The organism is Shewanella sp. 2_MG-2023, from assembly GCF_030548905.1.
Lineage (GTDB): Bacteria > Pseudomonadota > Gammaproteobacteria > Enterobacterales > Shewanellaceae > Shewanella > Shewanella electrodiphila.
Genome location: NZ_JAUOSO010000002.1, coordinates 303580 through 316609, shown reverse-complemented (window position 1 = coordinate 316609; position 13030 = coordinate 303580). Strand labels below are relative to the sequence as shown.

Genomic DNA, 13030 nt, shown 5'->3' with positions numbered 1-13030 from the left:
TCCTTACTTAGCGTTTAGACTGTTTTTGGCATAAGAAAGCGGGGTAATAATTTCAACTAATGATTGATCTTTGAGGTTCTGTTGGCCACGGATAACGATCTGCTCTCCTTGGTTAACCCCTGATATTATTTCGACCTTATCTTTTTCACGATACCCTAGGCGTACTTCGCGGCGGGTTGCTGTGTTATCTTCAATAACATACAAGGCTTGGGTATCATCTTGATTAATAATGGCATTGAAAGGCACTGTTACCACATCTTCATGAGTGTCGTATTTTAGCTCTACGCGAGTGAACATGCCTGCTTTAAGGTTTGCTTTAGTATTATCAATGGCGATAGTGACTTTAAATGTGCCACTTTGTGCATCGACAATCGGGCTAATACGCAGCACATTTGCAATAATTTCATTGGCTGTTGATTGCTTGCCACTGTTTGAATACTGATTGCTGATTTTAGCTTGTTGACCTAAACGCAGGCTGGTTAATTGCTGCTCTGGTAAGTGAACAATGCCGTGAAGTTCGTCTTGATTGACGATATAAAATAGTTCTTCAAACTCTTTAGCCATATTGCCTTTCTTCACATGTCGCATGGCTACGATGCCATCAATGGGTGACACGATTTGGCTTTCTATGACATGTAGCTCTGCTAAATCACGCTGCGCGATAGCCGCTTGTAGGTTGAACTCTAATTTGGCCATTACATCTTGGCTGACAAATTCTTTGTTTTTCATTTGCTTTAAACGATTCAATTCTTGTTCAATGATCTGAACTTCTGCTTGCGAACGTTTGTAATCGTAGTGCTGACGTTTAGCATCTATGGTTGCTAAAGCCTGTCCTTTAGTGACGCGATCACCTTCTTCAACGTTAATTTCTTCAATTAAGCCCGCAATTCGAGTAACGACATGGGCTTCTTCTGGCGCTTCCAGTGTTGCAGTCGTGCTATAAAATGAAGACACATTACCCTGGGTGACTTGTGAAACTTCTACCGGGACGGCGTATTTTTCTTCTTCTTTAGTTTCTTCTTCTTGACCAGTGCAACCACTTAAACCTGAAGTCAGTGCTGCAATACAAAGTAGTGGGATTGTCATTTTTTTCATGCTGATTAACCTATCCATGGGGTACCTGCCAGTTCAATATTTTTGAATTAATGACGCTTGAGAAAGTTAAGTCTGAAAGGTTAACTTGTAAACGTCACGTTATCATTTGTAACTAATGTTTAATTTCAACTAACAAAGCACTAACTGTGCCAGTTTTTATTGTTGTTAAATATCAAGCGCTTAGGTTGTTGCGGTTACTTGTTTAGGCATAGTTAATATTATTATGTAGTGAAAATGTTTAATTTTTGGTGTGAATGACAAATGTAACTCTGATCGAAATTTATTCAGTTTGGGCTGACGTTGTGTAACTTTTCAGGTAAGTTAACTATCTAAAGGAAATCAAACAGATGTTAAGACTTACTGTCATTTGTTTGGCAAAGCTTGAGTCATAGCTTGTGTTAAATCATTAGTGACAATATAAAGCCAACATTAATATGGCTGCAGATATAAGGAGACTGTTTTGAAGATCATTCAAGCAACGATTGAGCAATTAAATTTGGTTACAACCTTATTCGATGAGTATCGTCAATTTTATGGGCAAGCTGCAAACATAGAGCAATGTAAAAAGTTTATTAAAGAACGTTTAATCGAGAGTGACTCAGTGATTTTTATTGCAACTAATGAAGAAGGTGAGGGTTTAGGGTTTGTTCAGCTTTACCCAACGTTTTCATCTGTTGCGATGAAGAGAATGTGGATTTTAAACGACATGTTTGTTGCGACAGCCGCAAGACAACAAGGTGTGGCTAATAAATTACTCAAGCAAGTGGATTTGTTTGCGCAATATACTGATGCTAGTACCGTTAAATTGGCTACTGCTGTAGATAATGATGTGGCTAAGGCTTTATATGAGTCTCTTGGCTACATCAAAACCACCGCTTTTGATCACTATACAAAAGCATTTTAATTGGCGTTATCAGGCTAACGTATATAAATTAGAACTTACGTGCTGAAAATCGTTATTCCGGTTAAGGCAGGCATTAGCTTTGCAATGTTTGGCTTAACGTAATGCTTTATGGGAAGTTAGTTAAATAATCAATGCGATAATAGTAGCGCCAAGCCTGTAAAATCTGCTGTTTACATCAAAGCGAATTAGTAAACTTGAGTTTCGATTAAAAAGTAATCCACTTTTAATCTAATTGTACTTACCAATACTTAATCAGTAATAGTGAATATAACCTGGTCTGCTGATTAATCATTTAAACTAAAACTAATCCGATTTTAAGTAGAAGCCAAGCTGAGTTAAAGACACTCTAATGAGACTTCCGTATTTGGGAGTCTTTGCTTTTTTTGAGCTGGGTTTATAGATAAAATCGCGTTCACGGCTTATTCGGTGAGTTATTTAGTCAGTTTGTTGGTGATTAAATTCACCATCTTACTGGTTAGCTATGGAACTAGTGCTATAACGTATAGAGTTTATTGCTCATTTTTAAAGCAAAATACCAATTTAAAGGCCGTTACAGAAACTATTTTCACTTTTTAAAAAAATAATTGAATTTTTAATCATTTATTTTTGTGCGCTAATACTGAGCGTTCTGCACTTAAATTGCGCAAAAGCCGTTAAAATCTCAACTTAAATTTTTAATCGCTTATTTCAATGACGACATTTTTCTATTTCTAATTAGGTATAAAAAAATGCAGACTTTTAATTTACTGCCATGACTAAGAGCATTTTTATAATTATGATTACATTCTTATAACCAAATAGAATAAACATTACGTTTATAACGTCGTTTTTAAGGCCGAAATTACCAAGATGGTGCAGTTTATGGCTATGATTTTTTATCTTTTTGGTGAATATTCATTCATTATTTAATTTGTTGTTTGTTATAAAGGTTGTGAATTGGTCAGTTAGGTTTTTTGGTTTGGTATGTCCTTTATTAGTATTGGTAATATGGATGTTGGCGTTTGGTGATACATGATTTTGCTATTGGTAATGTGAGTTTTGCTGTCTTTACTTAGCGTATTCATACCGCTCTTAACTAGAGACTCATGATGTGTAGTTATGGGAGTGACCTTAAGAGCAAACCAAGTATTTATCACTTTAGCTATTCGTTAACTCTATTTTTCTAGCTCTTGCTCTAGCTCTTGTTCTAGCTCTTGTTCTAGCTCTTTTAATGGCTTTTTAATAGATAGGGCTCACGCACTTAACGTTTTGTATTGAGGCGATATGCGGCGTTATAACTACATCGGAAAAGGTTAACGGGTTGTTTTAAGCTTTTAAACTGCAATTGAAAACTAATTAATCCAAGGCTAAGCACTATTAATCTCATAGATATATTTGGATGTAAGTAGTTAATAAGTAGGGGGTTAGGTTTTGTTGGTTTTGTTGGTTTTGTTGGTTTTGTTGCAGTGGAGCTGTATTAGCTGTGCTGAAATAGATCTACAAAAATAGAGCTGTTGAAATAGATAAACTAATTTAGTGGTGTGATTCTTATAAGTGTGATTGCTAAAGTGTGATTGCTAAAGTGTGATTGCTAAAGTGTGATGGTTGTAAGTGAGATGGTTATAAGTGAGAGCAAGTCAAAGACGAATAACCTTTATTGAGAATATAGAGGCTTGCCTTTGATCAATTCATTGTACGCCCTAGTTTTACTATAAATGATGTTGGTTCAAACTGCTGTATGCAACAGCTTCATGCAGATGTTTATAATAAATGTTCGCAAAAGTTATGCATAAAAAAAGCGCCCATTAAGGCGCTTTTTTATTAAACGATAAAGATTTATCGTTTATCTAAGCTGACAAAATCACGGTCTTCAGAACCAGTGTATAACTGGCGTGGACGGCTAATTTTGTGACCTGGTTGGTCTAACATTTCTTTCCAATGTGCAATCCAACCAACAGTACGTGAAAGTGCGAATAACACTGTAAACATACTCGTAGGAATACCGATTGCTTTCATGATGATCCCTGAGTAGAAATCAACATTTGGATAGAGTTTCTTAGATACGAAATATTCGTCTTCTAATGCAATACGTTCAAGTTCCATTGCTACGTCTAGTAGAGGATCTTGAACATTAAGTTCAGCTAAAACTTCATGACAAGTTTCACGCATTACTTTTGCACGAGGGTCGAAATTCTTGTAAACACGATGTCCGAAGCCCATTAGGCGGAACGGATCAGCTTTGTCTTTCGCACGAGCAATAAACTCAGGAATGCGGTCAACACTGCCAATTTCTTCAAGCATGTTCAAACAAGCTTCGTTAGCACCACCATGAGCTGGACCCCATAGTGAAGCGATACCCGCTGCAATACATGCAAATGGGTTAGCACCTGATGAACCGGCTAAACGAACTGTTGAAGTTGATGCATTTTGTTCATGATCTGCGTGTAATACAAAGATTCTATCCATTGCTTTTTCAACAACTGGATTAACTTTGTACTCTTCACAAGGAACAGCAAACATCATCGACAAGAAGTTACCTGCGTAACTTAGTTCGTTGCGTGGATAGACGAAAGGTTGGCCAATTGAATACTTGTAGCACATTGCTGCAATCGTTGGCATTTTAGAAACGAGGCGGAAAGCCGCAATTTCACGATGTTTTTCATCATTTACATCAAGAGAATCTTGGTAGAACGCAGATAATGCACCAGTAACGCCACAAAGCATTGCCATTGGGTGTGCATCACGACGGAAGCCTCTAAAGAAAGAAGCTAATTGTTCATTAACCATTGTGTGGTTTTTTACCATTGATACAAACTCTTCGTACTGAGTTTTGCTTGGTAATTCACCGTATAGCAACAAGTAACAAACGTCTAAATAGTTAGATTCAGTAGCTAACTCATAAATTGGATAGCCACGGTGTGTAAGCACACCTTTTTCACCATCAATGAAAGTAATCGCAGACTCGCAAGAGGCTGTCGCAAGAAAACCAGGATCAAAAGTGAAATGACCTGTCTTTCCTAATTTACTGATATCGATTACGTCAAAACCAGCAGTTCCCTGCTTGATTGGCAATTCGATTGAATCGTTCCCCGGTAACTCTAATTTGGCTATATTGTCAGCCATACCCCGTTCTCCTTACTTCATTCTTTTCTGTGAGTGCGGCATGTTAAGCGGACATTACTTTACAGTGAATCGTGATCACATTTCAATTTAAATAAGCGTTTAAATTTATTAGACCATGGTATAAACCTTGCTAGACGCCTTGCCAGCGTTGGCCTAGAAAGAAAAAAAATGCAAAAAAACAAATTTTGCATAGTGTGACGTTTGTATTTGACAATGGGCTTGAGTATACTTGGCCTCGCCCACAAAGGGCGACAAACATCACATTTTTGAAATCCTTTTGTACCTAGCTAAATTAGTGATTTCTCAAATAGTTAAGTGTTTGATAGTAGTCTGTTAACTTTCAACAATTTGTTTACATAAGTAGTTTCATGTATCAAATGGAAGCAAAGCAAGATGAATAATAAAAATAATGCTCAATGGAGCTGAGTGAGCAGAACGTGAAAAAGCAAAGACCTGTCCATATAGACCTACAGACCATTCGCTTTCCTGCAACAGCGATTGCGTCAATTCTTCACCGCGTATCCGGTGTCATCATGCTGTTTGCTGTCGGTATTCTTATTTGGATGCTAAATGAATCTTTAGCATCGCCTGAGAGTTTCGCTGGCCTACAATCTCTTTTTGATAACTTGCTGGTTAAGTTTGTTATCTGGGGAATTCTTACTGCGTTGGGTTATCACTTAATCGTTGGCTTACGTCATCTGATTATGGATACCGGCCGTTGGGAAGAATTAGCCTCAGGCTTAGCATCAGCAAAAATCGCCTTTGTGCTATCAGCGGCGTTTTCAATCATTGTGGGGATTTGGGTATGGTAACCAATGCAGCAAGCCTTGGACGCAGCGGTGTTCATGACTTTATTTTAATCCGTGCGAGTGCCGTGATTTTAACCTGTTATACCATTTTTATGGTTGGTTTTATTGCATGTAGCGCCCCTTTAACTTACGAAATTTGGTATGGTCTTTTTAGTACCTTACCAATGAAAGTATTCACTTTATTGGCACTTGTTGCTGTATTAATTCACTCGTGGATTGGTATTTGGCAAGTTCTGACTGATTACGTGAAAAACGTTTCAGTACGTGGACTACTTCAGTTCGTATTTGTCGTAGCAGCTTTTTGTTATCTTGCTGCAGGCATCATCATAGTGTGGGGTGTTTAAGTGGCTATTCCAGTACGCGAATTTGACGCAGTAGTGATCGGCGCTGGTGGCGCTGGCATGCGAGCGGCTTTACAAATTTCAAAAGAAGGTAAGAGCTGTGCGCTTTTATCTAAAGTGTTCCCAACACGTTCTCATACCGTATCTGCGCAGGGTGGTATCACCGTTGCACTAGGTAATGCGCATGAAGATCACTGGGAACAGCACATGTACGATACTGTTAAAGGTTCTGATTTTATCGGTGACCAAGAAGCTATCGAATTCATGTGTAAGACAGGTCCAGAAGCGGTTATCGAACTTGAGCAAATGGGTTTACCTTTCTCTCGTTTTGAAAACGGCACTATCTATCAACGTCCGTTTGGTGGCCAATCAAAGAACTTTGGTGGCGAACAAGCGGCACGTACTGCTGCTGCAGCTGACCGTACAGGTCATGCTTTGCTTCATTGCTTATACCAACAAAATGTAAAACACAAAACTGAAGTGTTTTCTGAGTGGTATGCATTAGATTTAGTTAAAAACGATGACGGCGCAATTGTGGGTTGTACTGCAATTGAAATCGAAACTGGCGAAATTGTTTACTTCAAATCGAAGGCAACAATTTTAGCAACAGGTGGTGCAGGGCGTATTTACGCTTCTACTACTAATGCTCACATTAACACTGGTGATGGTGTTGGTATGGCAATGCGCGCTGGTGTTCAGATGCAAGACATGGAAATGTGGCAGTTCCACCCTACGGGTATTGCTGGTGCTGGTGTACTTGTAACTGAAGGTTGTCGTGGTGAAGGTGGTTATCTTTTAAATAAAGATGGCGAACGTTTCATGGAACGTTATGCACCTAACGCCAAAGATTTAGCCTCTCGTGACGTTGTTGCGCGTTCAATGATGACAGAAATTCGTGAAGGTCGTGGATTAGATGGTCCACTAGGCCCGCACTGTTTACTTAAGCTTGATCACTTAGGTAAAGAAACATTAGAAGCACGTCTCCCTGGTGTTTGTGAACTTTCTCGTACGTTTGCGCATATTGATCCAGCAGATGGCCCAATCCCTGTATTGCCAACATGTCATTACATGATGGGTGGTCTACCCGCTAAAGTTAGTGGTCAAGTTGTTCGTCAAAACAACGATGGCACTGAACAAGATATCGTGGGTTTATTCGCTGTAGGTGAAATTGCTTGTGTATCAGTACACGGTGCAAACCGCCTTGGTGGTAACTCGTTACTTGATTTAGTGGTATTTGGTCGTGCAGCAGGTCAACATTTAGGTAAAGCCCTAGATGAGACAGCTGACCCTAAAGCGCCTTCTGACGCGCAAATTTCTGCATCTCTTGATCGTCTTAATCGCTGGGAAAGCAATAAAGATGGTGAAGATCCTGCCGTTATTCGCAAAGACTTACAGTTATGTATGCAACTTAACTTCTCTGTATTTAGAAGTGGCGATGCAATGGCTGAAGGCCTTAAAGAGCTTAAGAAGATCCGTGAACGTTTAGCGAATGCTAAGTTGTCAGATAACTCTTCAGAATTTAATACTCAACGTATTGAATGTTTAGAGCTAGATAACTTAATGGCAACCGCAATTGCGACAGCTTACGCTGCTAACTTCCGTACAGAAAGCCGTGGTGCGCATTCACGTGAAGATTTCTTAGACCGTGATGATGAAAATTGGTTATGTCACAGTGTCTTTGACCCTGAAACTGAACAAATGACTAAGCGAGAAGTAAACATGGAGCCTAAGCTTCGTGCCGCATTCCCGCCTATCAAGCGTACCTACTAGGAGTCGTTGAGATGAAATTGGAATTTGCAGTTTATCGCTACAATCCTGATGTAGATGCTAAGCCTTATATGAAGGATTACAGCTTAGAAGTGGAAGAAGGTACCGATATGATGGTACTGGATGCACTGATGAAGCTGAAAGAGTTAGACACGTCGTTATCTTTTAGACGCTCATGCCGTGAAGGTGTTTGTGGTAGTGATGGCGTTAACATGAATGGTAAGAACGGTCTTGCGTGTATCACGCCTGTTTCTACCTTCAAAGGTAAGAAAATTGAAATTCGTCCTTTACCAGGCATGCCTGTGGTACGAGATTTAATCGTCGACCTAACTCAGTTCTATACTCAGTACGAAAAAATTAAGCCGTTTCTTATCAATGATGAGAAAACTCCGGCTCGTGAACATTTACAATCTCCTGAAGAGCGTGCTCATCTAGATGGTTTGTATGAATGTATCATGTGTGCTTGTTGTTCTACTGCTTGTCCATCATTCTGGTGGAACCCTGATAAATTTATCGGGCCAAGTGGTTTACTCCATGCATATCGCTTCTTAATCGATAGCCGCGACACTGCGACTGAAGAACGTTTATCTGGTCTAGACGATGCTTACAGTGTATTCCGTTGTCACGGTATTATGAACTGTGTTGATGTTTGTCCTAAAGGGCTAAACCCAACTAAAGCTATTGGCCATATTAAGTCAATGCTTCTGAAGCGAGCAGTATAAATGCACAGTGTAGAGCTTGGATTATCGCTTAAATAGCTCTTGATGAGAGCCATCTTCATCATTGAGGATGGCTTTTTGTGTGTATTAGGAAGACCTTTGTATTTAATTCTATAAAATTATATAGTTAGATACGATTCGATTGCGGTGCACTAGGTATCGTAATTATGATTATGGCGAAGCACGTGTATCAAGTTTGTAAGGAAAAGTAATGCACCAAGGCATCATGAAAGCTTGGCTCGAATCGTCACATTTGAGTGGCTCAAATTCGACTTACGTAGAAGAGATGTACGAAGCCTATCAAGAAGATCCAAGTTCAGTTTCTGCTGATTGGCAAGTCGTTTTTGATAATCTCCCTGCGGTAAACGGTACTTCTCAAGATATACCTGAAGCTGCACACTCTAAAGTACGTGATTATTTCCGCAGTTTAGCATTAGAAAGTCGTGCCAAAGGCGCCAGCCGTGTAACCGACCCTGAATTAGATGCTAAGCAAGTTAAAGTTCTCCAACTTATTAATGCTCACCGTTTCCGTGGACATCAAAATGCTAACCTAGATCCATTAGGTTTATGGCAGCGTGAAGCAGTACAGGAATTAAACCCTGCATTTCACGGTCTTGATGCTGAAGACATGCTACGTGAATTCAATACGGGTTCATTTGCATACGGCAGTGACACATTAAAATTAGCAGACATTGTTCATGCCCTTAAGAGCACATATTGTGGTTCTATCGGTGCTGAATACATGCACATTACCGATACGGATGAAAAGCGTTGGATTCAACAACGTCTTGAACCATCTTTAGGTAAAGCAAATTATGACAACTCGACTAAGAAACGTATCTTAGAAGGCCTAAACGCTGCTGAAGGTATGGAAAAATACCTTGGCGCGAAATTCCCAGGCGCAAAACGTTTCTCACTTGAAGGTGGTGATGCTTTAGTCCCAATGATGCGTGAGATTTTATATCGCGCAGGTGAAGCGGGCACCAAAGAAATCGTCGTAGGTATGGCTCACCGTGGTCGTCTAAACGTGTTAGTAAACGTTTTAGGTAAGCGTCCTGCTGAGTTATTTGACGAATTCGCAGGTAAGCATGATGAAATTCAAGGTTCAGGTGATGTTAAATATCACCAAGGTTTCTCATCAGATTTTGAAACGCCAGGTGGCAATGTTCATTTAGCGTTAGCGTTTAACCCTTCACATCTTGAAATCGTTAACCCAGTGGTTATTGGTTCAGTTCGTGCTCGACAAGATCGTCGCGGCTGTACAGACGGTTTACAAGTGATGCCAATCACCATTCATGGTGACTCGGCAATTACAGGTCAAGGTATCGTTCAAGAGACATTCAACATGTCTCAAGCTCGTGGCTTTAAAGTTGGCGGTAGTATTCGTATCGTTATCAACAACCAAGTTGGTTTCACAACTTCAAACCATGAAGATGTACGTTCAACTGAATACTGTACCGACATTGCGAAGATGGTTCAGGCACCTATTTTCCACGTTAATGCTGACGACCCAGAGGCTGTCGCCTTTATTTCGCAGTTAGCTGTTGATTACCGTAACGAATTCAAACGTGATGTGGTGATTGATTTAGTTTGTTATCGCCGTCATGGTCATAACGAAGCTGATGAGCCGAGTGCGACACAGCCGTTGATGTACGCAAAAATCAAAAAACATCCTACGCCACGTAAAATTTATGCGGATCGCTTAATCGAAGAAAGCAGTATTTCTGCTGATGACGTGACAGGCCTAGTCAACACTTACCGTGACTCGTTAGATGCGGGTGATTGTGTGGTTAAAGAATGGCGCCCAATGACACTGCATACAGTGGACTGGACGCCTTATTTAAACCGTGAGTGGGATGAAAGCTATCAAGCATCGATGAAACTTGAGCGTTTAAATAATTTAGCGCAGAAAATTGTCGATATCCCTGAAAGCCATAAGCTTCAGTCGCGTGTTGCCAAGATTTATAAAGACCGTGTCTCAATGGCGAATGGTGAAAAACCATTGGATTGGGGTTTTGCTGAAACCTTAGCTTATGCGTCTATCTTAGAAGATAACAAACGTGTTCGTATCACTGGTCAAGACTCAGGTCGCGGTACTTTCTTCCATCGTCATGCTGTATTGCATAATCAAAACGACGGTACGACTTATTTGCCATTACGTAATGTGGCTGATGAGCAAGGTGAGATTGATATTATTGACTCAGTATTATCAGAAGCATCAGTATTAGCATTCGAATACGGTTACGCAACTGCAGAACCTGGCGGATTGACCATCTGGGAAGCGCAGTTTGGTGACTTCGTTAACTGTGCTCAAGTGGTAATCGACCAATTCTTATCATCAGGTGAACAGAAGTGGGGCCGTTTATGTGGTCTAACTATGCTGCTACCTCATGGTTATGAAGGCCAAGGCCCAGAGCATTCATCTGCTCGTCTAGAACGTTTCCTACAACTATGTGCTAACCATAATATGCAGGTGTGTGTTCCTTCAACACCGGCTCAGGTTTATCACATGTTGCGTCGTCAAGTTGTACGTCCTATGCGTCGTCCTCTTGTGGTGATGTCACCTAAATCATTACTGCGTCATCCGTTAGCTGTGTCATCACTTGATGAACTTGCAAATGGTGGTTTCCAGAGTGTAATTGGTGAACTTGATGCATTAGACGCGAGCAAGGTTGATCGCGTTGTCTTCTGTAGCGGTAAAGTTTATTTCGAGTTGCTCGACAAACGTCGTAAACAAGAAATCGAAAATGTTGCTATTTTACGTGTGGAACAACTGTACCCGTTCCCACAAGAAGAAATGCAAGCAGCACTTGCTGAATATCAGCATGTTAAAGATTTTGTATGGTGTCAGGAAGAACCGCAAAACCAGGGTGCTTGGTATTGTAGCCAACATCATTTCTGGGCAGCGATTCCTGCAGGCGCACAATTAACTTACGCTGGTCGTGAAGCATCTGCTGCACCAGCTTGTGGTTATCCGGCTCTGCATGCTCGCCAGCAAGAAGAATTAATCAATAGCGCATTAAAACTGTCGTAATAAAATTTATAAAAAGGAAAGCTTTCCATGAGTATCGAAATTAAGGTACCCGTTTTGCCAGAATCAGTTGCTGATGCGACTATCGCGACATGGCATGTGCAACCTGGAGAACAGGTTTCTCGTGACCAGAATCTAGTTGATATTGAAACTGATAAAGTGGTTCTAGAAGTTGTTGCGCCAGAAGATGGTTCTCTAAGTGAAATACTATTCCCAGACGGTGAAACCGTTCTTGGTGAACAAGTTATTGCTAACTTTGTTGCTGGTGCAGTTTCAGGCCAAGAAGTAACGAAAGCTGAAGCAGAAGCTGCTGCTCCTGCTGCAGAATCTGACGAGTCAAATGATGCACTAAGCCCTTCAGTACGCCGTCTAATTGCAGAGCATAATATTGATGCAAGCAAGTTAAAAGGCAGCGGTGTTGGTGGACGTATCACTAAAGAAGATGTTGAAGCATTCGTTAAGTCAGCGCCTGCTGCTAAACCTGCAGCAGCGCCTGCGCCTGTTGCACCTTTAGAAGGTCGCAGCCAGAAACGTGTTCCTATGACGCGTTTACGTAAGACGATTGCTAATCGCTTACTTGAAGCTAAAAACTCAACGGCAATGTTAACGACGTTCAACGAAGTCAACATGCAACCAATCATGGACATCCGTAAGCAGTATCAAGAAATCTTTGAAAAGCGTCACGGTATCCGTTTAGGTTTCATGTCTTTCTACGTGAAAGCGGTAACTGAAGCGCTTAAGCGTTTCCCTGAAGTTAACGCGTCAATTGACGGTGATGAAATTGTTTATCACAACTACTTCGACGTCAGTATTGCGGTATCAACACCACGTGGTCTGGTTACCCCAGTATTACGTGATACAGATACAATGAGCCTTGCTGAAATCGAAAAGAATGTTCGCGAATTAGCCCTTAAAGGCCGTGATGGTAAATTATCAGTTGAAGATATGACTGGTGGTAATTTCACAGTGACTAACGGTGGCGTATTCGGTTCATTGATGTCTACTCCGATTTTAAACCTTCCACAAAGCGCAATCTTAGGCATGCATGCTATCAAAGATCGCCCAATGGCTGTGAATGGTGAGGTTGTTATTCAACCTATGATGTACCTAGCATTATCTTACGACCATCGTATTGTTGATGGCCGTGAGTCAGTTGGATTCTTGGTTGCTATTAAAGACTTCCTTGAAGACCCAACACGTCTATTGCTTGACCTGTAAGAGTCAACTAGACAGTACCCTCGTAGCTGGCTCATAAGAGCCAG

9 protein-coding genes are annotated in these 13030 nt (G+C 40.7%); 7 read left to right on the top strand and 2 right to left on the bottom strand.

What is annotated here, in order from left to right; all coding sequences use genetic code 11:
* Window positions 1-3: 3 nt before the first annotated feature.
* A complete protein-coding gene (locus tag Q4600_RS03695) occupies window positions 4-1086 on the bottom strand; it encodes an efflux RND transporter periplasmic adaptor subunit (RefSeq protein WP_241906435.1) in 1083 nt (360 codons plus the stop codon).
* 469 nt (window positions 1087-1555) lie between these two features.
* Between Q4600_RS03695 and Q4600_RS03690 the strand changes: the two genes are divergently transcribed.
* Window positions 1556-1999, top strand: a complete 444-nt coding sequence (locus Q4600_RS03690; protein ID WP_303514102.1) for an N-acetyltransferase — start codon at window positions 1556-1558, stop codon at window positions 1997-1999.
* Between the two features lie 1815 nt (window positions 2000-3814).
* Here Q4600_RS03690 and Q4600_RS03685 read toward each other — a convergent pair.
* Complete coding sequence (locus Q4600_RS03685; protein WP_102528519.1) at window positions 3815-5101, bottom strand: citrate synthase; 1287 nt, start codon at window positions 5099-5101, stop codon at window positions 3815-3817.
* Between the two features lie 416 nt (window positions 5102-5517).
* On the opposite strand from Q4600_RS03685, the gene sdhC reads away from it, so the two are divergent.
* The 6 genes from sdhC (at window position 5518) to odhB (ending at window position 12986) form a co-directional block, all read left to right on the top strand.
* Window positions 5518-5913, top strand: a complete 396-nt coding sequence (sdhC, locus tag Q4600_RS03680; protein ID WP_102528518.1) for a succinate dehydrogenase, cytochrome b556 subunit — start codon at window positions 5518-5520, stop codon at window positions 5911-5913.
* A complete protein-coding gene (gene sdhD, locus Q4600_RS03675; protein WP_303514106.1) occupies window positions 5907-6254 on the top strand; it encodes a succinate dehydrogenase, hydrophobic membrane anchor protein in 348 nt (115 codons plus the stop codon). The genes sdhC and sdhD overlap by 7 nt, the downstream gene beginning before the upstream one ends.
* Complete coding sequence (gene sdhA / locus Q4600_RS03670) at window positions 6255-8021, top strand: succinate dehydrogenase flavoprotein subunit (RefSeq protein WP_102528516.1); 1767 nt, start codon at window positions 6255-6257, stop codon at window positions 8019-8021.
* Between the two features lie 11 nt (window positions 8022-8032).
* Window positions 8033-8740, top strand: coding sequence for a succinate dehydrogenase iron-sulfur subunit (locus Q4600_RS03665; RefSeq protein WP_102528515.1), 708 nt, complete (start codon window positions 8033-8035; stop codon window positions 8738-8740).
* 208 nt (window positions 8741-8948) lie between these two features.
* Complete coding sequence (gene sucA, locus Q4600_RS03660) at window positions 8949-11771, top strand: 2-oxoglutarate dehydrogenase E1 component (RefSeq protein WP_102528514.1); 2823 nt, start codon at window positions 8949-8951, stop codon at window positions 11769-11771.
* A gap of 27 nt (window positions 11772-11798) precedes the next feature.
* On the top strand, window positions 11799-12986 hold the full coding sequence (gene odhB / locus Q4600_RS03655) for a 2-oxoglutarate dehydrogenase complex dihydrolipoyllysine-residue succinyltransferase (RefSeq protein ID WP_303514114.1): 1188 nt from the start codon (window positions 11799-11801) through the stop codon (window positions 12984-12986).
* Window positions 12987-13030: the final 44 nt, after the last annotated feature.